This window comes from Methylotenera oryzisoli, assembly GCF_004661485.1.
GTDB lineage: Bacteria > Pseudomonadota > Gammaproteobacteria > Burkholderiales > Methylophilaceae > Methylotenera > Methylotenera oryzisoli.
The window spans coordinates 183,958-208,091 of the sequence record NZ_PQVH01000002.1 but is presented as its reverse complement, the minus strand read 5'-3'; the positions used below and the strand labels follow the sequence as shown (position 1 = coordinate 208,091).

General features: G+C 44.4%; 23 protein-coding genes. 10 read left to right on the top strand and 13 right to left on the bottom strand.

The window, feature by feature from the left end; genetic code table 11:
* Positions 1–7 precede the first annotated feature (7 nt).
* The 6 genes from C3Y98_RS01855 to C3Y98_RS01830 all read right to left on the bottom strand — a co-directional run bounded on the left by C3Y98_RS01855 (position 8) and on the right by C3Y98_RS01830 (position 5,969).
* Positions 8–862, bottom strand: a complete 855-nt coding sequence (locus C3Y98_RS01855; RefSeq protein WP_135276434.1) for a triphosphoribosyl-dephospho-CoA synthase — start codon at positions 860–862, stop codon at positions 8–10.
* Positions 862–1,755, bottom strand: a complete 894-nt coding sequence (locus tag C3Y98_RS01850; protein WP_135276433.1) for an ATP-grasp domain-containing protein — start codon at positions 1,753–1,755, stop codon at positions 862–864. The genes C3Y98_RS01855 and C3Y98_RS01850 overlap by 1 nt, the downstream gene beginning before the upstream one ends.
* A gap of 55 nt (positions 1,756–1,810) precedes the next feature.
* Complete coding sequence (gene mch, locus C3Y98_RS01845) at positions 1,811–2,791, bottom strand: methenyltetrahydromethanopterin cyclohydrolase (RefSeq protein WP_135276432.1); 981 nt, start codon at positions 2,789–2,791, stop codon at positions 1,811–1,813.
* Between the two features lie 42 nt (positions 2,792–2,833).
* Positions 2,834–3,880 (bottom strand): ATP-grasp domain-containing protein, encoded by a 1,047-nt coding sequence (locus C3Y98_RS01840; protein WP_245234288.1) that lies wholly within the window; start codon positions 3,878–3,880, stop codon positions 2,834–2,836.
* A 119-nt stretch (positions 3,881–3,999) separates the two neighbouring features.
* The gene (locus C3Y98_RS01835; protein WP_135276430.1) at positions 4,000–4,917 is read right to left on the bottom strand and encodes an NAD(P)-dependent methylenetetrahydromethanopterin dehydrogenase; all 918 of its coding nucleotides are present in this window, start codon (positions 4,915–4,917) and stop codon (positions 4,000–4,002) included.
* A gap of 62 nt (positions 4,918–4,979) precedes the next feature.
* Positions 4,980–5,969 (bottom strand): beta-ribofuranosylaminobenzene 5'-phosphate synthase family protein, encoded by a 990-nt coding sequence (locus tag C3Y98_RS01830; RefSeq protein WP_135276429.1) that lies wholly within the window; start codon positions 5,967–5,969, stop codon positions 4,980–4,982.
* A gap of 404 nt (positions 5,970–6,373) precedes the next feature.
* Here C3Y98_RS01830 and ppsA point away from each other — a divergent pair, with 404 nt between their 5' ends.
* Positions 6,374–8,743, top strand: a complete 2,370-nt coding sequence (gene ppsA / locus C3Y98_RS01825; protein ID WP_135276428.1) for a phosphoenolpyruvate synthase — start codon at positions 6,374–6,376, stop codon at positions 8,741–8,743.
* A 27-nt stretch (positions 8,744–8,770) separates the two neighbouring features.
* Positions 8,771–9,586: a pyruvate, water dikinase regulatory protein gene (locus C3Y98_RS01820; RefSeq protein WP_135276427.1), complete on the top strand. Its 816-nt coding sequence runs from the start codon at positions 8,771–8,773 to the stop codon at positions 9,584–9,586.
* Positions 9,587–9,653: 67 nt separating this feature from the next.
* Here the strand turns inward: C3Y98_RS01820 and C3Y98_RS01815 are convergent, their stop codons facing one another.
* Positions 9,654–10,214, bottom strand: a complete 561-nt coding sequence (locus C3Y98_RS01815; protein WP_209308724.1) for a glutathione peroxidase — start codon at positions 10,212–10,214, stop codon at positions 9,654–9,656.
* 75 nt (positions 10,215–10,289) lie between these two features.
* On the bottom strand, positions 10,290–10,685 hold the full coding sequence (gene crcB, locus C3Y98_RS01810; RefSeq protein ID WP_135276507.1) for a fluoride efflux transporter CrcB: 396 nt from the start codon (positions 10,683–10,685) through the stop codon (positions 10,290–10,292).
* Positions 10,686–10,781: 96 nt separating this feature from the next.
* Here crcB and glgA point away from each other — a divergent pair, with 96 nt between their 5' ends.
* The gene (gene glgA / locus C3Y98_RS01805) at positions 10,782–12,239 is read left to right on the top strand and encodes a glycogen synthase GlgA (RefSeq protein ID WP_209308723.1); all 1,458 of its coding nucleotides are present in this window, start codon (positions 10,782–10,784) and stop codon (positions 12,237–12,239) included.
* Positions 12,240–12,427: 188 nt separating this feature from the next.
* On the opposite strand, the gene orn is transcribed toward glgA, so the two are convergent.
* Positions 12,428–12,988 carry an oligoribonuclease gene (orn, locus tag C3Y98_RS01800; protein ID WP_209308726.1) on the bottom strand — a complete coding sequence of 187 codons (561 nt, stop codon included), beginning with the start codon at positions 12,986–12,988 and terminating at the stop codon, positions 12,428–12,430.
* Positions 12,989–13,098: 110 nt separating this feature from the next.
* Between orn and C3Y98_RS01795 the strand changes: the two genes are divergently transcribed.
* From C3Y98_RS01795 to queD, 7 genes are all read left to right on the top strand, one after another.
* Entirely contained in the window at positions 13,099–14,349 is a 1,251-nt protein-coding gene (locus C3Y98_RS01795; RefSeq protein ID WP_135276426.1) for a M48 family metallopeptidase, read from the top strand.
* Positions 14,350–14,374: 25 nt separating this feature from the next.
* Positions 14,375–14,683 carry a cytochrome c gene (locus C3Y98_RS01790; protein ID WP_135276425.1) on the top strand — a complete coding sequence of 103 codons (309 nt, stop codon included), beginning with the start codon at positions 14,375–14,377 and terminating at the stop codon, positions 14,681–14,683.
* Positions 14,625–15,596, top strand: coding sequence for a ribosome small subunit-dependent GTPase A (gene rsgA, locus C3Y98_RS01785; protein ID WP_245234287.1), 972 nt, complete (start codon positions 14,625–14,627; stop codon positions 15,594–15,596). Before C3Y98_RS01790 ends, rsgA begins: the two co-directional genes overlap by 59 nt.
* A gap of 20 nt (positions 15,597–15,616) precedes the next feature.
* Positions 15,617–16,540 (top strand): histone deacetylase family protein, encoded by a 924-nt coding sequence (locus C3Y98_RS01780; protein WP_135276424.1) that lies wholly within the window; start codon positions 15,617–15,619, stop codon positions 16,538–16,540.
* A gap of 157 nt (positions 16,541–16,697) precedes the next feature.
* Positions 16,698–18,308: a cyclic di-GMP phosphodiesterase gene (locus C3Y98_RS01775; RefSeq protein WP_135276423.1), complete on the top strand. Its 1,611-nt coding sequence runs from the start codon at positions 16,698–16,700 to the stop codon at positions 18,306–18,308.
* 14 nt (positions 18,309–18,322) lie between these two features.
* The gene (locus C3Y98_RS01770) at positions 18,323–20,077 is read left to right on the top strand and encodes a GGDEF domain-containing phosphodiesterase (protein WP_135276422.1); all 1,755 of its coding nucleotides are present in this window, start codon (positions 18,323–18,325) and stop codon (positions 20,075–20,077) included.
* Between the two features lie 157 nt (positions 20,078–20,234).
* On the top strand, positions 20,235–20,675 hold the full coding sequence (gene queD / locus C3Y98_RS01765; RefSeq protein WP_135276421.1) for a 6-carboxytetrahydropterin synthase QueD: 441 nt from the start codon (positions 20,235–20,237) through the stop codon (positions 20,673–20,675).
* Here the strand turns inward: queD and rfbD are convergent, their stop codons facing one another.
* Genes rfbD through rfbB form a run of 4 tightly spaced genes read right to left on the bottom strand, consistent with a single transcriptional unit; the run spans position 20,676 to position 24,133 of the window.
* Positions 20,676–21,599, bottom strand: coding sequence for a dTDP-4-dehydrorhamnose reductase (rfbD, locus tag C3Y98_RS01760; protein ID WP_135276420.1), 924 nt, complete (start codon positions 21,597–21,599; stop codon positions 20,676–20,678).
* A 15-nt stretch (positions 21,600–21,614) separates the two neighbouring features.
* Positions 21,615–22,175: a dTDP-4-dehydrorhamnose 3,5-epimerase gene (gene rfbC, locus C3Y98_RS01755; RefSeq protein ID WP_135276419.1), complete on the bottom strand. Its 561-nt coding sequence runs from the start codon at positions 22,173–22,175 to the stop codon at positions 21,615–21,617.
* Positions 22,176–23,051: a glucose-1-phosphate thymidylyltransferase RfbA gene (gene rfbA, locus C3Y98_RS01750; protein ID WP_135276418.1), complete on the bottom strand. Its 876-nt coding sequence runs from the start codon at positions 23,049–23,051 to the stop codon at positions 22,176–22,178.
* Positions 23,048–24,133, bottom strand: coding sequence for a dTDP-glucose 4,6-dehydratase (gene rfbB, locus C3Y98_RS01745; protein WP_135276417.1), 1,086 nt, complete (start codon positions 24,131–24,133; stop codon positions 23,048–23,050). The genes rfbA and rfbB overlap by 4 nt, the downstream gene beginning before the upstream one ends.
* Between the last annotated feature and the right edge of the window lies 1 nt (position 24,134).

The window sequence follows — 24,134 nt, the reverse complement described above, 5'->3', positions numbered from 1 at the left end:
GTGCTTTTTATGTTGCAAGTGCCAAATCACTCGCCAGCAAGGTAGCCACAGTTAAGTCTGCACTCGTACCCGGGTTGATTTTTCTTGCTTTAAGTGAGGCATCCCAAACAAGCAGTTGCTTCTGCATCAGTTTAGGATTGTGCGTAGCCCAATAGTTAGATTCCATCTCCTTAGCCTCCTGCATCAGGAGGTTAGCCATTTGCTCTCCATGCTTGCGTAACACATGCGTATCGGCATATCTGGTCAAAAAACCTAAATATAAGGCAGTGGTTGCCCAAGCCGCATTTTCCCACTTTAGTAAAGCATCGGCATATAAATTAACGCCAAAGTCCACTATATCCTGAAAGTAATTCGCATACTGCCAGGAAATGCGATCCTTATCCTGTGCTGAACGCATCATCTCCAACAGACTAATCTGAGGGGACTCATGTACGTCATGCTGATCAGAGGCACCCAAACCGCCTGGGTTTGCCAGCACAATCGCCTTAGCAACCCAAACTGCATCATCTACGCTCAGCTGATCTAACGTTTTGTGCAACTGCCCCCATAGCGATTGATTAGCTTGCAAACTAGAAGCCGCATGTAGCAACGGAGCGCATAGCAAAAGCATGCCTAAATTGGTATTTTGTCCGACTGCACTTTGGGTCGCTTCCACCGAGTAAAAAACACGCTCTCCTACAGAAAGTCCTACCCTAGCAATAGGCTCTGCCGTTACATCAGCACTTTGAATAAAGTCCTGAATCGTCATACCATGACCATCCGAGAACGCATGCACATTGCCAGGCTTTAATGCTTGCAGCTCACCCATACATGCGTTTTTATAGGCTTGCGCTAATTGCGCAGGTGTCAGCTGATTAGACATCACTCACCACCCTCGCTCAACTTTTGCAAAAAATCATCCACCAAAACTTCTGCAATATTAAAATTCGTCACGCTTTGCAGGCCGCGCCATGCCGGAATACTGTTGACCTCCAACACATAATATTCACCAGTCGCAGCTTGAATCACATCTACGCCGCAATAATCTATATCAACCGCTTTAGCGGCCTTCAAAGCAATCTCCGCCATTGCATCATCAGCCTCAACCGCCTCACAGCGCCCGCCGGCCGCAACGTTATTGACAAAGCCACTACCCAATCTGCGCATGGTAGAAACCACTTTACCAGCTACGACAAATACACGGTAATCGTGCGGCGCATCTGCTGTTTCGATGAACTCTTGGAAGTAATAGACACCATCCACGTATTGCTGCATCGGCACGGGCAAAGCTTCTTCTGCCTCTAATTTACGCACACCCTGCCCTTGCGAGCCGAACAGTGGCTTTAATACTAACTGTTGATTATTCCGCGCAGCCTGCTGACGTACGGTTTCAGCCTGCTGCCTAGACTCACATGCCCAAGTAGCCGGCGTCATTACCTGATGCTGACGCAACAGGAAGCTAGTCATGGCTTTATCTACAGTACGCTCAATTGCACGCGCTTGATTGTAAATGCGCACGCCTTGCATAGTTAAGAGGTGCAACACATTTAGGCGTGTAATTACCTGCTGTAGGCTACCGCCTGCCACACCACGCACGAAAGCTGCGCGTGGGTTGGTATCAAAACCTGGAATATGAATCTGCGAACGTGGTTGTGAAAGATCAATCACGCAATCTTGTAGTGACACAAAGCTGGCTTCAATCCCACGCTCTGCAAAGGCAAGCTTGAGCTGGTTGCCCTGCCAACCAGCATCATCGGTAAAAATAGGTATATTCAAGTGTGCGTAAAACTAATAATTAAAATGACTCAGGGTTCAATCCACACGCTAACACTTAACGAAACGAGATATTAATCAAATCCGCATTTAACTGACCAGCTTCAAACACATTGCCGGTATCAACGTTTGTAACAGCCACTTTAGCTGGGCTAAACAACATTGGGTCAATTTTATAAAAATCCATCTCGTAGAATTTAAATACCTCTGCAAAGGTTTTACCATAGTCTTTAGACGCACTACTTGGCAAATCTTGAGCCAACTTCGCAGCCGCAGCATCATCCCCCTTCACCTGCAAGCTCACAAAACCGCCAAACAAGATAGCATCGTTGGTTCGGCCCATGCCGGTCATGAAGTCATTCGCGACAGGTGGCAATACTGCTAAACCTGTACCGCTCACGATATTTTCAAGCGGGAAATGCAATGTGTGTGCTTTATGCAAAGCAACTTCCAATACACGGCCTACAATTTGCACCACACCTGCAACACTGGTGGTTGGCGTCAAAATAATCGTTAATTGCTCTGCAGACATTTTCGTGTCGCGCAAGATTTTTTCAATCACTTCAACTGGTGGTACCTTATCCGTTTCCAGCACGATGCATGTGCTGGTGCCGCTATCAACATAAGCCAGTTCTTTAAACAAATCTTCACGCTGTGCCAATGCTCGTGCCGGACCAGAGCCTAATGAAAAGAACTTCTCATGACTAAGCGCCCAACCCGCATATTGGCTAGCTAGACAGGCAAATACAGGTTGTGTTGAGCTTACAGCAATTGCGTCGTGCCAATCAGCAAAACGGTCATCCGCCTGCAAACTCACCTCACCTAAGCCACCCATACAAATTTCGGCAATTAAACGGCCTGCTTCAGCACAGCCTGGAAACTGGATACCAGCATCGACAATAGTACAACCAGAGGCGTGTTTAGAAACACCAACGTGCAAAGTTTCCGCTTGTTCTATTAGCTGTTTTACCAATGGTGCACTAAGCTGATTAACGCTAGGATTTGTCGCCAAGGTTTGGGTTGAAGAGGTATTTTGCATTTTTTTCCTTTGCACTACTCATTTGCCATTGAGGCAAATTTTTTAATAAGTAGATTGTAATAAATTTTTAATCTGCTGCACTCTAGCCAGCACTACTTTTTTTGCTGCTACTGCATTATCTGCATAGGCAAGCACACTGCAAACTGGAGCACCAGCCACAATCTTTAATGGGGTACTTAGCTGAACGGGGGTATCTGTTACCCAGTCTGGCCAAACCATCTCTGTATTTAACATTACATCAATATCGGTATACACAATAGCATGCGCTTTAGATACCGCTTCATACTTATCTCGAAGCTGGCTAGCACCTGCCAATTGCCGATATCTACACGCTTGCATATGACACTCAAACAAAACGCCATCACTATGATTGTACAAATCAACCGTTGCGCTTAGCCTCGGGTTAATTTCCAGCACGTACACCTGCTCTATGCCTGTGCCTGTTGTGCGCACAATGGCATCTAAACTATTTAGCCCTAGCAGGTCAAATTGAGTGGTTAACTGCCTAGCTGCATCCAACAATTGCTGTTGTACAGCAACAGATAACACCGCATGACTTACCGCACCGCCATAACGAAACGGCATGTCAGTACTAGCATTTACCCACTGCTCATTAAAACCCACCACCTCAATCTCTGTACCATTGGCTAAAAATAATAGCGAAACTGGTAAGCCTTCAAGTTTGCGTTGAAAGTAATGCTGCTCTAGCCAATCATTTTGCACCAACACTGCTGGCTTGATATGTACGCCACCACTACCGCCACAAAACTTATGTAGATACAAACTTGAATCAACATCGACAGGTAACTGTTCAAAAGTCTCAGGGTGCTCGATATTCAGTTTTTGCATGACTGCAAAAAACACACTTAAATCTTTGACCGCAGCTAAAGTGGCAGAGGAGTTGCCAATCACGGGAATTAACGCTGCCACTTGTTGCAGTAAATCTGGTTGCGCTTCAAAACCGCTACCGTAAACAAAACCTGCAAACTGATTTAGTTGCGAGTCGCCGCTATTTATACGCTCATTTTCTAACGTATGAAGCGCTTGCAACAGGTGTTCTGCATCAAACCCACCATTATCATATTTCACTATCAGCGCTGCCTCTGCCAACGCAATGGTTTGCGCATCGGAAAATGCATCAATCGCTACAACCCTATAGCCAGCATTGACCGCGGCCTCAACAAAAGGCCGCGCTGATAGGGCAATGATTAAGAGTGAACTTTTAATAACTCACGCGCCAACTTAAATGCCGCTGAAAATTCCAAGTATTTTGGTTTTTCAAATGGTTGGTCTGTTGGTAGCATTTGTTTAAGTAGTTGATGTTGTGTGTTGTATTTCAACTGACCTACAGCAATTGCACCAATGCCGTAGATGTTAGTACCTTCAATTTTCACGCCGTCATCACTTACACTCACGCCTTCCACGCCAAGCGGTGCAACAGCATTAACGTCTGCAACCACTTTTAAGTTCTTAGCAAGAGCCAACTGCGCCTTGCTAATCACTTGAATACCCGCAGCTGCTGAGCAAATCACGATATCAGATTGTGCAAGAATCTCTTCTTTTTTAGCTTCTGTTGTACCGTCAACCACCTTCATGCTGACTTGATACTTTTCATTCCATGCAGCAGCCTTAGGCTCTACAGAAGCCACTGAGCTATGCGCAACCATTTGCACATTAGCACCTTGTTGTGCTGCAATAATTGATGCACAGCTACCAACTGGGCCAGTAGAACCAAATACGCTTAATGTTTTGCCAGTCAAGCTCTCACCAAAGTTTTCTTTGAGGTGTGCTTCTACTTTTGCAATCATCGCTGCCGCAGTAGTAAACGCGCCTGATGGATCAGCAAATGCTGAACATGCAAAAGGTGCGAACATTGCTTTTTTAGCCGCGCTTAGCATATCCATTGCCAAATCAATATCGCGACCGCCAATAAAAATACCTTCACGTTTAACACCAGAGAGCCCGCGTGAGAAAATTGCATCTTGCGTTAAACCAGTTACCTCAGAGAGCTCAACATTGGTATACGGCACAATTTTATCAAAGCCAGCGTCAAAGGCCATATTGACATCGAACGGACTTGCGTTCTTAGCGGCCGTGAATACATGCAAAATGCTAGCTTTTTCCATTGTTACTTTCCTTAATTTTAGTTTGTTTGTGTTAATTTTCACTAACCTAACCATTGTCAATTTTATACGGTTACGTCGAATTTATTGAATTTTGCACCATGATTGCACGCACTGCAAATTTTCCATGAAAGTGCGCGATCGGTGAAAGTTGTTTTTAATTGCTGTAAATGCTGCTCTGCTTGGTTTTTATTCGCAAAAATAGCAAAACCGGTCGGCCCCCATGAGCTTTGCCCAAAACATGGAACCCCCATGGCTTCAAGGCGTTCAAGTACAGCACTGACCAATCGGCTTGCGTACCTGCCGCCTTGTACAGGTAAAAAGTAATCTCCCACATGCTGTTGAAGCACCTGGATACTTTGCCCAAAAGCAATTAGGTCACGCTCTACCAGTGCCGGCATGGCTTGCATTAGTACGTGCCTACACAAATGGGCTGCCAGACTTTCTGGGAAAGTTGGCAATTCATTAAACGCAACTTTCTCTTGATCTCCATGAATACCCGGCTCACTTGCATCAAAGATTAATAATATAGCCCACTCTTCAGGAAAATCATACCTTGCCAACATCGGTGGCGGGCTTGAATGTGAAGCAGACACTGCACGCCCACCATCCACCAGTAAACCACCATAATCAAATGCAGAGATACCAACGCCAGAACGCCTACCGCGTCCAGTTAATGTGGCTATCTGCATGCTCGTTAAATTAAGCTGATACAAATGACTAATAACAGAGCCAGTAGCCAGCGCCATTTGGGTACCAGAGCCTAAACCTGAATGTTCAGGCACAGCCTCGCTGATATTGACTTCAACTGACTCAGCAATATTCATTGCACTCAAAATCTGCTGAGACACTTTAGAAATTCTCGCAATCACAGACTCCGGCACATTGCTTACCCCTGATACCTGTAACGATTTAGAGCGCTTAGCACTTAGTATCAGGTTAGGCTCCGTAAGACTCAAGCCTATACTGCCGAATTTGCGCCCAAGCCCACCATGCAAATCAAAAAAACCCATGTGCAAGCGACCACTGGTTGACACCCCAACACTAGCGGTCATTAATCATTCCTACTGAACTGATTTTTAATGGAATGCGCTTAGTTACTGCGCTTTGTCCTGTGTAAGATTGCATAGTGATGTTCGTATTAATAATGATAATTAGTTTCTTATTTTATTTTAGCTTAGGCTAAGCAATTTTCCTACGGTATAACATTACATGTACCAATAATTTTAGTGTTAAAGCGCATTTAAAAAAGCAAAGATTTTATTCAATGTGCAGTTTTTCAGGTGACAACCCCAACATAATTAGGCAAAATGAGGGATTATTAAAATAATCTAACGCATTCACCTCCCCTTTTACCTACAAGGCATCACCCTAACGGGGTAACAAGCCTTAATTGAAGCGCGAGTATTGAGTAATATAGTTAGAAAATTAATCATTTGTTTGAAACTAAGGAACTATCATGTCAGCCCACGTTATTCCATTTGAAAATTTACGCAACGTAGACGTCCCTTCAGTCGGCGGTAAAAATGCATCGCTAGGCGAAATGATTTCTCAGCTGTCTGCAAAAGGAGTACGGGTCCCTACTGGCTTTGCTACTACAGCAGATGCCTATCGTGAATTTTTAGCTCAAAATGGCTTGGATGCCAAAATCAATGCTGAGCTTGATAAACTGAACGTCGATGACACGCAAGCTCTCGCCGCCTGTGGCAAACAAGTGCGCGAATGGATTATGGCTGCACCATTTCCAGTTGCACTGGAAAAAGCAATTGCAGAAAACTATGAAATCCTGATTGCTAAATCAGGCAACGGCGCCACATTTGCTGTTCGCTCATCTGCAACTGCAGAAGATCTGCCAGACGCATCATTTGCTGGCCAACAAGAGTCATTCCTTAACATCCATGGTTTAGATAACATTCTTCACGCAATTAAAGAAGTGTTTGCTTCTTTATACAACGACCGTGCAATTTCATACCGTGTGCATAAAGGCTTTGTCCACGCCGATGTTGCACTTTCAGCAGGCGTACAACAAATGGTACGTAGCGACATTGGTTGCGCAGGCGTCATGTTTACAATTGATACTGAGTCTGGCTTTAAAGATGTCGTGTTTATCACATCATCTTACGGCTTAGGTGAGACAGTGGTGCAAGGTGCGGTGAACCCTGATGAGTTCTACGTACACAAACCAACACTAGCACAGGGCAAACCTTCTATCGTACGTCGCACTATGGGTTCTAAACTCATTAAAATGGTATTCAGTGACGCAACACGTGCAGGTAAAAGTACACACACTGTGGAAGTGGATCAAGCAGATAGTGACCGCTACTCATTATCAAATGAAGACGTACTAGAACTAGCACGTTACGCAATGACAATTGAGGCGCACTATGGCTGTCCAATGGATATCGAGTGGGGCAAAAACGGTGTAGATAACAAACTCTACATTCTGCAAGCTCGTCCTGAAACTGTTAAGTCACAAGAAGCGGCCAACAATGTCACAGAGACATTTAAGCTCAACAAACACAGCGAAAAACCATTAGTGGTAGGCCGTGCTGTTACTCAAAAAGTAGGTGTAGGCCCAGTACGTATCGTGCTAGACCCAGCAGATATGCACCTAGTGCAACCAGGTGATGTATTAGTGGCTGACATGACAGACCCTAACTGGGAACCAGTGATGAAACGCGCGAGCGCTTTAGTTACCAACCGCGGTGGCCGTACCTGCCATGCAGCAATTATTGCGCGTGAATTGGGCATCCCGGCGATTGTTGGTGCAGTGAACGCAACCGATGTCTTACGCGAAGGTGAAATCGTTACCGTGTCATGTGCGGAAGGTGAATCAGGCTTTGTTTACCACGGTGAAATCGAGTATGACGTAAGCACACAAGCTGCTGCTGCACTTAAGACTGCACCATGCAAAATCATGATGAACGTTGGCAACCCAGACATGGCATTCAGCTTTGCCAAAACACCGAATGACGGCGTAGGCTTGGCACGTTTAGAGTTTGTGATCAACAACATGGTCGGCATCCATCCAAAAGCAATTTTAAATATGGATGCAATGCCAACCGCGATTCAAACCACAATTAAAAACCGTTCACGTGGCTACGCTACACCTAAACAGTTCTATATCGACAAAGTAGCAGAAGGCGTTGCAACCATTGCAGCAGCGTTCTATCCAAAACCAGTGATTGTGCGTACCTCTGATTTCAAATCAAATGAGTACAAAAAATTAGTTGGCGGCGAAATCTACGAGCCAGATGAAGAAAACCCAATGATTGGTTTCCGTGGTGCGGCACGTTACATGGCAGAAGACTTCAAAGAGTGTTTTGCGATGGAATGTATCGCCATGAAAAAAGTACGTGACGAAATGGGTTTGACCAACGTTGAACTGATGATTCCTTTCGTTCGCACTCTGGCTGAAGCCAAAGCGGTCACTGAGATTATGGCTGCCAATGGTCTTAAACGTGGTGAAAATGGCTTACGCCTGATCATGATGTGCGAGATTCCATCTAATGCATTACTTGCGGAGCAATTCTTGGCTTACTTTGACGGCTTCTCAATTGGCTCAAACGACCTTACCCAACTGACATTGGGTATGGACCGTGACTCAGGCATCCTTGCAGATGGCTTTGATGAGCGTAATGACGCGGTGAAAGTATTACTCAAAATGGCAATTAGCACCTGTAACCGTTTAGGCAAATATGTAGGTATTTGCGGTCAAGGCCCATCAGACCATCCGGATTTTGCAGAGTGGTTAGTAGCGGAAGGCATTCAGTCTGTATCACTTAATCCTGATACGGTTGTTGCAACTTGGCAGCGTCTTACAAAGTAGTCAACCAACAATAATGGATAGACTGTCATGATCAAGCGCACCGCATTCTTCGTTTCTGACGGCACAGGTATTACAGCAGGCGCATTAGGTAAGTTGCTGGAGCACTTCCCCAGCACTCACTTTACACAAGTGCGCTTACCGTTCACCAACACGCTAGAAAAGATTAAGCTAGCACAAGAAGCCATCGTCCATGCGACAGAAGAAGACGGCGGTCGCCCAGTTGTGATTATGACCTTAGGTGACATTGCTTTACGCAACTCGCTTAAGCAATGTAACGCCTACTTTATTGATCTATTCAATACGTTTATTGACCCTTTGGGCCTAGAGCTCGATCAAAAACCCCTGACTGGCGCAGGTATTGCGCATAGCGTCATGGGCAGTAGCTACAATGAGCGTATGGAAGCCATTAACTTTACGCTAAACCATGACGATGGCATGACCAACAACGGCCTGGAAGAAGCTGAAGTGATACTGGTGGGTGTATCTCGTTGTGGTAAAACCCCAACCAGCGTTTACCTCGCGATGCAGTTTGGTGTGAAGGCTGCGAACTACCCACTGATTCCTGAAGACTTTGAGCGTGGCACACTACCAGCAGTGCTTCATAAGCATATAGGTAAAATTTTTGGACTGACCATTAAAGCTGAACGCCTGCACGCGGTACGTAACGAGCGCAGGGCTGGCAGTTTTTATGCTTCATTGGATAATTGCCGTCAGGAAATTGCAACGGCCGAGACGCTCATGCGCAATGCAGGCATTACTTGGGCAGACTCGACAAGTCGCTCAGTAGAGGAGCTTTCTGCAATTATTCTAGAAAAAATGCGTCACCCCGCCATTAGCAAATAGTCAGTTTAACGTTAACACAACAATAAAAAAGGTGCTTATCGCACCTTTTTTTATTGCAGAAACACGACTACTTTAGACTAGGTTTAATCTTACTCAGAATCTCAGCTGCATTTGGCTTTACGTCACTACTAAAAGCGTAAACATCATTGCCACCAGGCAAAACAACATATTTGAAGAAATTCCAACTGGGCGCTTGCCCTGTTTTTGCAATCAACTGCTGATAAAATGGATTTGCTGTTTTACCACTCACTGAAGATTTACTCATCATTGGAAACTTAACTGAATAAGTTAACTTACAAAAATCACCGATTTGCTTGTCGTCACTCAACTCCTGCTTAAAATCATTGGATGGAAAGCCTATGACTAACAGCCCTTGATTTTTGTATTTACTATACAAGCCCTCAAGCGCTTCAAACTGTGGGGTAAAACCACACTTGCTAGCAGTATTCACCACTAGAATGGGTTTATCTTGATAATCACACAAGTTGATTTTTCCACCCTGCAAGGTAGAGAACTGATGGTTGTATAACGCAGAACAAGCAGCATTCGCCATATTTGTCACTGATAACATTCCTATTGAAAGTAACGCTAATAAGCCGGTTTTTAAAGCACTAGATGAAAAGTACATTTCTACTCACTTAACAATCAATAATATAGATGATACTGTGACTGGGCTTTTTATATTAAATTCCATCACTAATCCTTAATGCCTAAGATACTGCACAGCAGCAACACCTAATGCGGCCATTATAAGAGCGCCAAACATATGAGTAAATGCATGAAGCGCTGCTAAATAATAATCATGCCGGTGCAGCAAGGATAAACTTTCCCCGGTAAAGGCAGAAAACGTAGTCAAGCCGCCCAAAAAACCAGTCGTCACAAATAGACGTACACTTGGGTTATCCAGTTCACCTAACCCAATCAGCCCCATCGCAATTCCCATCAGCAAGCCACCACTCAGGTTAGCAATAAGCGTACCTAGCGGCAAGCTGGGCATGATTGCGTTAAAGGCAATTCCTAAGCCCCATCGGCACCAAGCACCCAGCGCTGCTCCTATGCCAACAGCAAACGTGTTCGTAAAATTTATTGTGGAATTCATATTCTTAAACCCAGATTTAGCATCGTCGTATAGTAAAATCTTTTTATCAGTTTTAGCCAATACTAAAATAAACATAAGAACTTTAGCGAGAAAATCATGGCAATGAAAGTGTTATTTGTGAGCTCTGAAGTTTTTCCACTGATTAAGACCGGTGGATTAGCAGATGTTAGCGGCTCCCTGCCCACTGCATTACAAGGACTAGGTGTTGATATTCGTATACTGGTCCCAGGCTACCCTGCTGTATTAGCAGCATTAAAAGACCTAAAAACCATTGCATGGGTAGACCATCTACCACATATTGACCAAGCTGAGATACAGCTTGGCACAATAGAGAGCACACAAGTCAAAGTATTGGTAATCAAAGCGCCTAGTATTTATGAACGTAATGGCGGGCCGTATGCAGACCCACAAGGATTGGAGTGGCAGGACAATCCGATTCGCTTTGGCGTGTTATCAAAAGTTGCGGCCATATTAGCTAGCGACCATTCACCGCTTAAAGATTGGCATCCAAACATTGTCCATTGCAATGACTGGCAAACAGGCTTAACGCCGGCCTATATGCAACTCACTGAACACGCCCGCGCTAAATCTATCATCAGCCTGCACAACATGGCATTTCAAGGATGTTATCCGCCACATTGGGTAACCAGTTTGGGCTTACCTAGCGCAAATTTCACGATAGAAGGCTTTGAATACCACAACCAACTCTCATTTTTAAAAGCAGGTATATTCTATGCCGATGCCATCTCAACAGTGAGCCCGCGTTATGCACAGGAAATCCAAACAACAGCTTTTGGCTTTGGCTTGGAAGGCCTGCTAAGCAAACGCGGCCATGAAATTAAGGGGATATTAAATGGTATTGAAACCGATGAATGGAATCCGGCAACTGATCAGTATTTAGCCAAGCATTACAGTGCTAACAAACTGGCAGGCAAGAAGCAAGTTAAAAAGGCATTACAACAACAACTTGGGCTCGATATCGATGCAGATGCACCATTATTGGGCGTGGTAAGTCGCCTCACTCACCAAAAAGGCTTGGATATGCTGTTACCTCATCTGCAAAGCCTAATCAATCAAGGCTGCCAGTTTGCATTGTTGGGTGGGGGTGAAACTGCGTTGGAATCAGCATTTTTAGAGATTGCAGCACAAAACCCTAGCCGTGCCAGCGTCACGATTGGCTATAACGAGCCACTATCTCACCAAATCATGGCTGGCTGCGATATGTTTGTGATGCCCTCACGTTTTGAGCCTTGTGGCTTGAATCAGTTATATGGCTTAGCCTATGGCACACCACCTATCGTTAACGCCACTGGCGGACTTGCAGACTCCATTATTGATGCAGATGCAACACACTTAAGCAGTAAAACTGCCAATGGTTTTGTAATGGTAGAAGCGAGTGCTGATGGCTTAATCGCAAGCATCCAACGTGCTTTAGATATGTTCAGAGCTGAACCGAAAGTTTGGAAACAGCTGCAAACAACGGGAATGTCTCAGGATTTAAGCTGGGATAAAAGCGCTCAAGAATACTTAGCTTTATACCAAACCCTCATTTAAATACACCTAAAAAAGAAGGGGTGAAAGTTGGCATGCTTGATGCTTATATAAAATCAAGCTTACATATCTCCTAAGCCGATTTCTCCCCTTCAGGCGCCTTTAGTTGGCGCCTTTTTTTATCTGCGTTTTCAGTGACGAATCAATTGAGTCATTAATCCGTTGACAGGCATTCGCCACTTAAACCCACATTACTTCACAATAAAGTGTTCGCGGTAGTATTTAAGCTCATCAATCGACTCATAAATATCAGCCAATGCCTCATGACGGCTTGCCTTTTTAAATCCTGAATAAATTTCTGGTTTCCATCTGCGTGCAAGCTCTTTAAACACACTTACATCTAAATTACGATAATGGAAGAAGCTCTCTAACTCTGGCATATATCGCGCCATGAATCGTCTGTCCTGACAGATTGAGTTACCGCACATCGGTGACTTGCCTGATGGCACATGCGCCTTAAGGAACTCTATCATTTGAGCTGAAGCTTCAGCTTCACTTAATGTAGATGCTTTTACTTTGTCGATCAGACCAGAGCGGCCATGCGCACCTTTATTCCAAGCATCCATGCCATCCAACACCTCATCAGTTTGATGCACAACAAACACAGGTGACTCTGCCAATACATTTAAATCTGCATCGGTTACCACCGCTGCCAATTCCAAAATACGGTCAGAATCTGGAAGTAAGCCACTCATTTCCATATCAAGCCAAATTAAATTATTCTGATTCGTCGTATTGTCTGCTGCTGCCATCATGATTTCCATTAAAATGAGTGTTATTGAGTAAACTGGGTGAACCATCACATATAAAATGCTTCACAATACGTATATTAACTTAATTCAATTCTTAAACGAACGATAAAATGGCTCACACTCTCACCATCACTTTTATTAGCTTGCTGATTGCAACCACATTTGTACGTATATGGCTGGGCAGACGTCATATTGCACATGTGCAATCTCATCGTAACCAAGTACCTCAAGCTTTTAGCGAAAATATAGCATTAGAAGCGCATCAAAAAGCGGCGGACTACTCTGCTGACAAAACAAAATTAGCCCTGCTGGAAGCCACAGTGCAAGCCGTCTTATTGGCAGCACTAACTATTGGCGGAGGCTTGCAATGGATAGATGATGCATGGCGCAATCTGATTTTAGATCATGAGATTGCACGTGGTGCACTTGTGATTGTGAGTGCAATGCTGGTGAGCAGCATGATTGATTTACCGTTTGAATACTATAAAACATTTGTCGTGGATGAAAAATTCGGCTTTAACAAAATGACGCCAGCGATGTTTTTTAGCGACTTAGTGAAACAAAGCGTTGTAGGAATCATTCTAGGGGCACCAATCCTGTTTGCTGCACTATGGTTGATGCAAGGGGCTGGTCAATACTGGTGGCTTTATCTTTGGATAATCTGGAGTGCTTTCAATTTGATTATGCTTGCGGTATACCCAACGTTTATCGCCCCATTTTTCAATAAATTCACACCACTAGAAGACCAAGCGCTAAAACAAAGAATCGAGTCACTCTTAACCAAATGCGGCTTTAAGTCTCAAGGCCTTTTTGTGATGGATGGCTCAGCACGCAGTAGCCATGGCAATGCTTACTTTACCGGTTTTGGTGCATCAAAACGTGTTGTATTTTTCGACACTTTATTAGACAGATTAAATGCGGATGAAATTGAAGCGGTATTAGCACATGAGCTTGGCCACTTTAAGCACCACCATGTGATTAAGCGTATTGCCATGATGTTCTTTGTAAGCTTTCTCGGTTTAGCGTTACTTGGCTGGCTGATGAATCAGGATTGGTTCTATATGGGTCTTGGTGTCAGCGAGGCAAGCAACCATATGGCGTTAGTACTATTTTTGCTTGTTTCACCGGTGTTCTTATTTATCTTAAGACCAATCATGGCGAGCTACTCGCGCAAAAATGAATTTGAGGCAGACAGCTATGCTGCGCAACATGCAAATGCTAAGTACTTGATTGAGGCTTTGGTCAAATTGTATCGTGACAACGCGTCTACTTTAACGCCGGATCCACTACACTCTGCGTTTTATGACTCACATCCACCAGCAAGTATACGAATTTCGAAATTAGCGGCGTATACTAGTTAGCATCCTCTTAAAAAAGGTGAGCGAAATGAAGTTACTGCGATATTTAGTGTTACTGTTCATTAGTTGCAGTGCGTTTGCCGAGCCTTTTCAAAATGCAGATGCAGCGGCAGGTCAATCACTGGTTAAACAGCATTGTATCCGCTGTCATGCCGCTAGCTTTGGTGGTGATGGCTCGGGCATTTACACACGTGAGTTTCGTAAAGTAAAAAATTCGAGCGCATTAGCTGCACAAATACGTAATTGCAACACCATGTTAGGCCTGAAATGGTTTGAAGATGAAGAGCTTAACGTTGCAAAATACCTTAACCAACAATACTATAAATTTACAGAATAGCGGGCACGTGAGTATCTCAATTAATACGCAAGATGAAACAGGCTTGCAAGGCACTGTGGTTGCCGCTTACGGCAAACGCTACCAAGTAGAACTCACGGATACCAAGCAGCGCATCAGTTGCGTTACTCGTGGTAAAAAAACCGATCTTGCTTGCGGTGATTTTGTTTTAGTTAAACTCACGGATAAACACGAAGGTGTGGTTGAGTCTACCTTGCCCCGCAAAACGCTGCTGTTTCGTAGCAACGCGTTTAAAAGCAAAATGCTGGCTGCCAACGTCACACAAATTATTATCGTATTAGCGACACAGCCTAGCTTTTACGAAGCCCTACTCAACCGCTGTTTGATTGCAGCAGAAGCGGCCGGCATTAAAGCACTGATTGTACTCAACAAGTGTGACCTGACCGATAACCATGATGCTCTGAACAAGTTGGAGCTGTATACCAAACTGGGCTATCAGGTATTACCGTTATCAGCAAAACAAGATATCTCTAGCCTGAGACCATATCTGCAAGATGAAATCAGTATTCTGGTCGGGCAATCGGGCATGGGCAAATCCACTATCATCAATGCACTATTACCATCCGAAGCCGTGCGCACGCAAGAGGTCAGCCAAGTGCTGGATAGTGGCAAACATACCACTACGGCAGCGCACTTATATCACCTAGACGCAAGCAGCCAGCTCATCGACTCGCCAGGTTTGCAAGAGTTTGGCTTACACCATTTGAGCACTGGTGAGCTGGAACATGCATTTATTGAATTCAGGCCATTTCTAGGAAAATGCAGGTTTAACAACTGCAAGCACCTGCAAGAGCCTGATTGTGCGATTACCGGAGCGCTGCAACAAGATAAAATATCGGCAGAGAGATTAGCGATTTATAAAATGTTACGTACTGAGATTTCTCACCAAATATAGCAATCAATCACAGGTATGGTATGACAACCGCTTTCATTACTCACCCTGACACTTTATTGCACATCATGGATGGCAACCATCCAGAATCGCCGGCGCGTATCACTGCCATTAAGAATGCACTGGTTAAGCAAGGCATTTACCAGCATTTAGCCGTATACGAAGCACCAGCTGCAAGCGATTCGCAATTGGCACGCGTTCACCATCCGGATTACATTAAGCACATTCGTGCACTGTCACCCAAGGCAGGCCTAGTGCGACTGGATGCAGATACCGCCATGGGCCCGATGAGTTTATCCGCTACCCTGCATGCCAGTGGCGCCGCAGTGCTTGCAACCGACTTAGTCATGCAAGGAAAAGTAGATAACGCTTTCTGCTGTGTTAGACCGCCAGGCCACCATGCGGGTCGTGCCAATAGCGCAGGATTCTGTATTTTTAACCACATTGCAGTTGGCGTTGCTCACGCCTTAGCCCTATATAAAGTGCAACGTGTTGCGATTATCGATTTTGATGTGCACCATGGAGATGGCACAGAAGATATTTTCAAAAGCAATCCACAAGTTATGCTTTGCTCAACATTCCAGCACCCGTTTTACCCTCACCGTGGGGCTGATACACGTACAGCAACCATGATTAACATACCTTTGGCAGCAAATGCAGATGGAAAACAATACCAACAAGCGTTTAACCACGAGTTTTTACCTGCACTCAACCAATTCAAGCCTGACATCATTTACGTTTCAGCGGGGTTTGACGCACATGTCGATGATCCACTGGCAGACATGCATTTAATTAATCAAGACTATGCGTGGATAACAACTTTTATTAAACAAGTGGCTAAACAGCATGCACAAGGACGAGTCGTTTCATTACTAGAGGGTGGCTATCATTTACCTGCATTAGGACAAGCCGCCAGCACGCACATCAGTGTTATGATGCAGCCATAAAATAAGACGTTGAATGATGCGTGGAATGAAACGATAATGTTTACTGTGCATCGAGTATGAGTATGTATTGCCAACAGCAATGCGTTAAAACTATGCGTACGCAGATTAAGGTAAACCATACAGTTCATGTATAAAACAACTTTCAGGACCTTATCAATTGAGTGACATTCGCAAAGAACAGACTCCAGTACATGCACTGGCAATTGGTATGTTTGTGTGCGAGCTTGACCGACCTTGGCTTGGCACGCCTTTTTTATTAGAAGGCCTATTAATCGAAAATGCAGAGCAGATTGCTACGCTGACGGCTTTGTGTGAGTTTGTTTATATAGACCGTACTGTTTCTCTTGGTGAGCACTATTTGGCACCGCAAAAGAAATCGATTGCAGTGCAACACCATGCTTCAAGCAACATATATCAATCAGCGGTATCAAGCCTGCCCACAGCAAGCGCTCGCCCACAAGGCAGTAAACTTAGCCAGAGCAAAGAGCAGCTTTCCTTTTTTAAGGTGATGCGTGAGATTCAAGACTTCAAACAGGATTTCAATCAGAGTGCAGCGCAAACGGCCAGCCACAACAGCACGAACGTCAACCTGAGCTATTTAAGCCAAGAAGCCGAACTTGATACTGAAGGCGCCCTCACGGACCTGACTTTATCCAAACAAATTAAAGCAGATTTATCACGCTTTGTATCTGGGCTAAAAGGCTGGCGACCAAATTTAAAAAGAAGGATGAACTCTCTTTCTACCCAAGCTGATCAAAATAAAACGCTTGCCGATTTAGACACCGCCACACACCTGCACTATACACTGCTTGAAGAAAAACACCCGGTAGAGCAAGAAATCAGCACAATCTACCCGACTTATGAGAAAACACAGCAAGTCACGCGCGAGTTCTTTAATGCAATGGCAGAGGGCCAATTGGTAGATTTAAATAAAGTGGATGAAACCCTCAATGAGATGGTCGATAGTATTGAGCGTAATTCAGATGCACTGTTGTGGTTGGCACGTTTAAAACAAACAGATGACTACTCTTACAACCATGCGCTCAATGTTTCTATTATGCTGATGGCGCTCGCCAACTTCATGGCCCTGCCCAAAAAGCAGATTAAAGACCTAGGCTTAGCCGGTCTATTACAAGATATCGGCAAAGTAAAAATTCCTAAAGACCTGCTACAAAAGAGAGAGAAAATCTCGGCAGAAGAATATGAAATATTTAAAAAACACGTAGATTACGCATTAGCATTATTGGAGGTTACTAGTAGTATTTCCAGCACCACCATGATTGCTATATCCCAGCACCATGAACGCATCGACGGCAGTGGATACCCATTTCAGCTGAAAGGTAAGCAAATCAGTCTACCAGGACAAATGGCCGGGCTGGTTGACACATATTGCGCACTCACTAGTAACAAGGCTTATGCCAAAGGCGTTTATAATCAATCTGCACTAGAAAAAATACATGCACTGCGCGACAGCAAATTTGACGGGCATTTAATTGATCAATTGGTGCAGTTCTTAGGTATGTATCCCGTAAGCTCCTTGGTTGAACTCAACTCAGGAGAAGTGGGCGTTGTGATTCAACAGAATAGTGTGCGCCGCCTGTTGCCCAAGGTGATGATTTTACTCAACCCAGATAAAACAAAAAACGAATATCCACCCACACTCAATTTAATCAATGCACCATTAACACCTAGCGGTGAACCATACAAAATCGTCAGGGGGCTACCTCCTGACAGTTATGGTCTCAATATCAATAATTATTTTAGCTAACCTATCACCGCCCAATGAAGAAATTACAAGAAGAAATCTACAGTTCAATAGATCATGAATTCACACTGAATATATCCCCTAATGATTTACTGAACATCATGCAGGCTTATGAATTAAGCCCTAATGACCTTGCTGGACCTTACCATTACACCTCGCCAACAGCAGCAGTTAGCTTCAACGTTAACGCTGTTGGTCTCATACAGCTATTGCAACAATGGCCAAGGCAATTAAATTGGTCTCAACTCAATCAAGCCATCGATGAACTACTACACCATTGGTTGCAGGATTACAAAACCGGAGCAAAGTTGGGGGATGCACTCATCCTTTGCCAATCCATAAAATTACACACAGAAGACGCAACGCTATCTCGATACGACCATCAGTTTCATCTGGTGCTGACACACTTATTAGCGCTTGCAACTAACGAGTTTGATCAATATCGGTATAACTATTCCAAGAGCTTTGATTTAACCACTGGCTTACCTAACCACCAGCTAATGCTTAAGCTGATTAAAAAGGCAGAGGCTGAACATATCAATCTGGGTCTGCTTTTACTTAACCTGAATATCAATGCAGATAAAGAAAGAAAGATAAATACTAATCAATCCACACTCGAACTTGCGGCCGTTGATCTCATTCAGCAACACCTGAGCAAAGATACCAGACTGTTTCATATTGGCCCCAATGAATTCGCAATTGTTATTGAAGACTTACACTTCCCAGCACAGCTCAACCTGATTGCCTCAGAGCTCATTCACGCTTTTGAGTCATCATTGCCACTGGTCAATAACAGCCTGATTGTAAAACCTTACTTTGGTGGCGTCACCACGTTTAAACATACCTCTAAAGTGCACTCGCTGTATGAATGCGCTAAATTGGCGTTGCACCATGCAATGATTAATCATTATCAGATTGAAATGTATGATCAACACATTACCAGCGTATTCTCCAGCACACACTCATTAGAGGAGGCGATTATTGAGGCCTTGCAGAATAATGAGTTAGAAGTCTATTTGCAGCCTATTGTAAGCCTGCCTAAGCATGACGCGGCCTACGCCACTTGTGTAAGTGCAGAGATGCTCTTACGTTGGCACAATGCAGAGTGGGTTGGTATTTCGCCGATGCGCCTTATCGACACCATCTACAAAAAAGGCTTTGGTAAAATATTTATCCGCTGGCTCATTAACACTGCATGCCAACGCATCGCCGAAATTATCGCCACGCACCAGAATAGCTTTGCATTGACAGTAAATCTGTCCTCGCCTGACCTGCTAGATGCAGACTTGCCAGAGTTGATTGCACAATCCATTGCACTGTGGGATATCCCGGCTAAATCATTGGTGATTGAAATCACAGAAAGTGATTTGCTATTGGATGAGAAAAAAGCGATGTCTGTGATCAATCGGATCTCGCAGCTGGGTTGCTCATTTGCGCTGGATGACTTTGGCACGGGTTATTCCTCTATGACCAGGCTGCGTAATATGCCGATTAGCCTGGTTAAAATTGATCAGTCCTTTGTGAAACAGATTGAGCAATCTCCGCAAGATAGAGAGATTGTGCTCTCTATTATCCAGTTGGCGCATAGCTTGGGTAAAACCGTAGTGGCTGAAGGCGTAGAAGAATTAAGTTGCCTAAACATACTCATGGAAATGCAATGCGACAAGATACAAGGTTATTACTATTCAAAATCAATGTCACTCAACGACTTTAATATATGGCTTTCCAACTTTCAAAATCAACATGCACTACTTACACGCAGACATGAATAATTGTTAGTCAATAATCACTGGTAAATAATCGCCTGCAACTCCCTAAGCCAATCATCTATCAGCCAACAACTCCACGGAGTGAGGGTATAATGACGATTGTTTATTACGTTCAGCATGTTTGAACGTGCTACTAAAATCACTCTTTGATGACATCAATATGCACATTACTACCCGCCTTGAATTTGACGCAGGCCACCGGATTCCTAACCATAAGAGCCAATGCAAAAACTTGCATGGTCATCGCTATGCAATCGAAATCACGCTATCTGGTGACATCATCACTGCAGAAAATACGTCCGATAACGGGATGGTGATGGATTTTTCTGATGTAAAAGCGATAGCAAAAGACGCTGTCGTTAACGTGTGGGATCATGCGTTTTTGGTGTACCAACATGACACAGACGTATTAAACTTCTTGAATACCCTGCCTAACCACAAGACCGTTGTATTCCCAACGGTGCCTACGGCAGAAAACATGGCGGCAGAGGCTTTTAGAATTCTAAAAGCGCGTTACCAAGATACTTACGGTAACCATCTCAAACTAGAAAAAGTACGCTTATATGAAACGCCTAACAGCTGGGCAGATGCTTTAGGCTAATCACTGATTTGGCAGTGCCTGAAACTCTGCCATTAATGCCTCACGCCAATCTGGCAGCTGCACTGAAAAATCTGCACTTAACTTTGTACAATCCAAGTATGAATTAGCGGGACGCACAGCAGGGGTTGGGTAGTCAGCGGTTGTAATCGCTTCAATATTGGCCACTAAGGCCTTAAGAGGCTGCCAGTGGTGTGTTAACTGCAATTGTGCATAAGCATCCACGATGGCCGTTGCAAAACCATGCCAGGTCGTGTGCCCGGCATTCACCAGATGATATACGCCAGAACGCTCGCCATCCCATCGCGCAAGCACCTGTAACACCGCTTGTGCAATACAAAGGCTACTCGTGGGCGCACCGACCTGATCAGCCACAATGCGTAACTGTTCACGCTCTTTAGCTAAACGCAGAATCGTATGCAAAAAATTCTTGCCGTAAGCCCCATATACCCAAGAGGTTCTAAAAATCAGCGATGGCAACCCCACCGAACGAATCGCCTCTTCACCGGCCAATTTAGACTTCCCATACACGCTCAACGGTGCTGTGGCATCATTTTCCACATAAGCACCCACTTTATTACCCGCGTATACGTAATCTGTAGAAAAATGTATTAACTTAGCCCCTAGCTTGGCCGCTTCTTCCGCGAGCACACCAGGCGCAATAGCGTTAATCGCATAAGCTAAGTCTGGTTCTGACTCCGCTTTATCAACGGCAGTATAAGCAGCCGGGTTAATAATCAAGTCGGGCTGTATCGCTTGTACTGCCCCGCGAATTGCCTGCGGATTAGATAAATCCAGTTTGTTTCTATCCAAACAAACCAGCTCACCAAACAAGGCTGGCTGCTTAGCCAAGGCTTGCTGTAATGCATGCCCAACCTGACCATTTACGCCGGTCAATAATATTTTTTTATAGTGAGGAGATTGCATTGCTAATGAGAAACCTTATTCAAATACATCCGCATCAGCCAAACTAGCGCCGAGCTGATCTTTAGCTGAAAGTACGGGCGCAGAATGGAGCGGCAAGCTAGCGGTTGGCCATTCAATTCCAATGTCAGCATCATCCCAACGAATGCAGCGCTCATGCTGCGGTGCGTAGTAATCCGTTGTTTTATATAAAAACTCCGTATTATCTTTCAGCACTAGGAAGCCGTGCGCAAACCCTTCTGGCACCCACATCTGGCGTTTATTATCTGAAGATAAAATCGCGCCAACCCATTGACCAAAGGTTTTAGACTGCTTACGTAAATCCACTGCAACGTCAAAAACCTCGCCAGCTACCACACGCACCAACTTCCCCTGCGGCTGCGCAATTTGATAGTGCAAACCGCGCAATACATTAGCCGCAGATTTAGAATGGTTATCCTGTACAAACTCTGTTTTAACGCCAGTTAACTGCTCAAACTTTTGCTGATTAAAGCTTTCGAAAAAGAAACCTCGTTCATCACCAAACACTTGAGGCTCTAATATGAGCACATCAGGAATTCGAGTTTTAATTACTTGCATTTAGTACACCTGTTCCGTCAGCAACATTTTTAAATATTGCCCATAGGCGTTTTTAATGTAACGATTAGCCAGTTGCTCTAACGCTGTAGCGTCAATATATTGCATACGATAAGCGACTTCTTCTGGACTAGCTACTTTTAAGCCCTGGCGTTTTTCTATGGTTTCAATAAACAATGAAGCCTCTAACAGCGACTCATGGGTTCCGGTATCCAGCCATGCAATACCGCGTCCCATCACCTCCACTTGTAAATCTCCACGCTCAAGATAAGCACGGTTCACATCCGTAATTTCCAATTCGCCTCGTGGCGATGGTTTTAACTGCTCTGCAATACGAATCACATCGTTATCATAGAAATACAAACCAGTAACCGCGTATCTAGATTTAGGCATGGTCGGCTTTTCTTCCAAGCTCACGGCTTGACCTTGCGCATTGAACTCAACTACACCATAACGCTCAGGGTCACTTACGGGATAGGCAAAAACGGTAGCCCCTTTATTTAGGGTTGCCGCAGCCTGCGTTTTAACTGCTAGCTCATGGCCGTAAAAAATGTTATCGCCAAGTACCAGTGCACAGCTATCTTTACCAATAAACGATTTACCAATAATAAACGCTTGCGCCAAACCATCAGGTGATGGCTGCACTGCAAATTGAATAGAAATCCCCCATTGACTACCATCGCCCAACAGTTGCTGAAAACGCGGTGTGTCTTCTGGCGTTGAAATCACTAAAATATCACGAATCCCGGCCAGCATCAGCGTGGTCAACGGATAGTAAATCATCGGTTTGTCGTAGACCGGCAATAACTGTTTAGAAACAACCTGTGTTACTGGATGCAAGCGCGTACCAGAGCCACCTGCTAAAATAATTCCCTTCATGCCATTTCCTCACCACGTTCTGAATAATGTGTTTGAATCCAATTGCGGTAATCGCCACTGGTAATATTATTAACCCAGTCTTGATGTGCCAAATACCAGTTCACTGTTTTCTCTATACCAGTTTCAAATGTCTCTGCTGGTTTCCAGCCTAACTCTGTTGCAATTTTTGTTGCATCAATTGCATAACGTATATCATGCCCAGGGCGATCAGCCACATAAGTAATGAGATTGGCGTAAGACTGCCCATCAGCGCGGGGCTGTTTAGCATCCAACATGCGGCACAGCATTCTGACAATATCAATATTGGTTTTCTCGTTCCAGCCGCCTACGTTATAAACCTCGCCAACCTTGCCAGCCTCAAGCACGCGCCTGATTGCCGCACAATGGTCTTCCACGTAAAGCCAATCACGCACTTGCAAGCCATTGCCATATACTGGTAGTGGTTTACCAGCTAAGGCATTATGAATGACTAGCGGGATTAACTTTTCAGGGAAATGGTAAGGCCCGTAGTTGTTTGAACAATTAGTCGTTAAGGTTGGCAAACCATAGGTGTGGTGGTAAGAACGGACTAAATGGTCTGAAGATGCTTTAGAGGCTGAGTAAGGACTATTCGGTGCATACGGCGTAGTTTCTGTAAATGCAGGGTCGTCTTTACCTAATGAGCCATAAACTTCATCGGTAGATACATGTAGGAAGCGGAAACTTGCTTTATCCGCAGTATTTAAAGCACCCCAGTAAGCACGCACTGCTTCTAACAAATGGAACGTGCCCACAATGTTGGTTTGAATAAAGTCTTCCGGTCCATGGATGGATCGGTCTACATGACTTTCTGCAGCAAAGTTAATTACCGCACGAGGCTTATGTTCATCTAGTAATTTAGCAACCAAATGCTGATCACCAATATCGCCATGCACAAACACATGATGTGCGCTATGCTCTAAACTCACTAAGTTGTCTAAATTACCGGCATAGGTCAATTTATCCAAATTGACCACAGTGCCTAAGCCTTGATTTACCCAAGCCAGTACAAAATTAGAGCCAATAAAACCAGCGCCGCCCGTCACAAGAACTGTATTATTCATT

Bases quoted from the DNA above. Each gene is read 5' to 3' on its own strand.
- crcB (WP_135276507.1), bottom strand. From the start codon at position 10,685: ATGAATTCCACAATAAATTTTACGAACACGTTTGCTGTTGGCATAGGA.
- ppsA (WP_135276428.1), top strand. From the start codon at position 6,374: ATGTCAGCCCACGTTATTCCATTTGAAAATTTACGCAACGTAGACGTC.
- rfbC (WP_135276419.1), bottom strand. From the start codon at position 22,175: ATGCAAGTAATTAAAACTCGAATTCCTGATGTGCTCATATTAGAGCCT.
- C3Y98_RS01855 (WP_135276434.1), bottom strand. From the start codon at position 862: ATGTCTAATCAGCTGACACCTGCGCAATTAGCGCAAGCCTATAAAAAC.
- C3Y98_RS01815 (WP_209308724.1), bottom strand. From the start codon at position 10,214: ATGTACTTTTCATCTAGTGCTTTAAAAACCGGCTTATTAGCGTTACTT.
- orn (WP_209308726.1), bottom strand. From the start codon at position 12,988: ATGGCAGCAGCAGACAATACGACGAATCAGAATAATTTAATTTGGCTT.
- C3Y98_RS01780 (WP_135276424.1), top strand. From the start codon at position 15,617: ATGACAACCGCTTTCATTACTCACCCTGACACTTTATTGCACATCATG.
- rfbB (WP_135276417.1), bottom strand. From the start codon at position 24,133: ATGAATAATACAGTTCTTGTGACGGGCGGCGCTGGTTTTATTGGCTCT.
- C3Y98_RS01770 (WP_135276422.1), top strand. From the start codon at position 18,323: ATGAAGAAATTACAAGAAGAAATCTACAGTTCAATAGATCATGAATTC.
- rfbA (WP_135276418.1), bottom strand. From the start codon at position 23,051: ATGAAGGGAATTATTTTAGCAGGTGGCTCTGGTACGCGCTTGCATCCA.
- queD (WP_135276421.1), top strand. From the start codon at position 20,235: ATGCACATTACTACCCGCCTTGAATTTGACGCAGGCCACCGGATTCCT.
- C3Y98_RS01795 (WP_135276426.1), top strand. From the start codon at position 13,099: ATGGCTCACACTCTCACCATCACTTTTATTAGCTTGCTGATTGCAACC.
- C3Y98_RS01835 (WP_135276430.1), bottom strand. From the start codon at position 4,917: ATGGAAAAAGCTAGCATTTTGCATGTATTCACGGCCGCTAAGAACGCA.
- C3Y98_RS01830 (WP_135276429.1), bottom strand. From the start codon at position 5,969: ATGACCGCTAGTGTTGGGGTGTCAACCAGTGGTCGCTTGCACATGGGT.
- C3Y98_RS01820 (WP_135276427.1), top strand. From the start codon at position 8,771: ATGATCAAGCGCACCGCATTCTTCGTTTCTGACGGCACAGGTATTACA.
- mch (WP_135276432.1), bottom strand. From the start codon at position 2,791: ATGCAAAATACCTCTTCAACCCAAACCTTGGCGACAAATCCTAGCGTT.
- rfbD (WP_135276420.1), bottom strand. From the start codon at position 21,599: ATGCAATCTCCTCACTATAAAAAAATATTATTGACCGGCGTAAATGGT.
- rsgA (WP_245234287.1), top strand. From the start codon at position 14,625: ATGAAGAGCTTAACGTTGCAAAATACCTTAACCAACAATACTATAAAT.
- glgA (WP_209308723.1), top strand. From the start codon at position 10,782: ATGGCAATGAAAGTGTTATTTGTGAGCTCTGAAGTTTTTCCACTGATT.
- C3Y98_RS01790 (WP_135276425.1), top strand. From the start codon at position 14,375: ATGAAGTTACTGCGATATTTAGTGTTACTGTTCATTAGTTGCAGTGCG.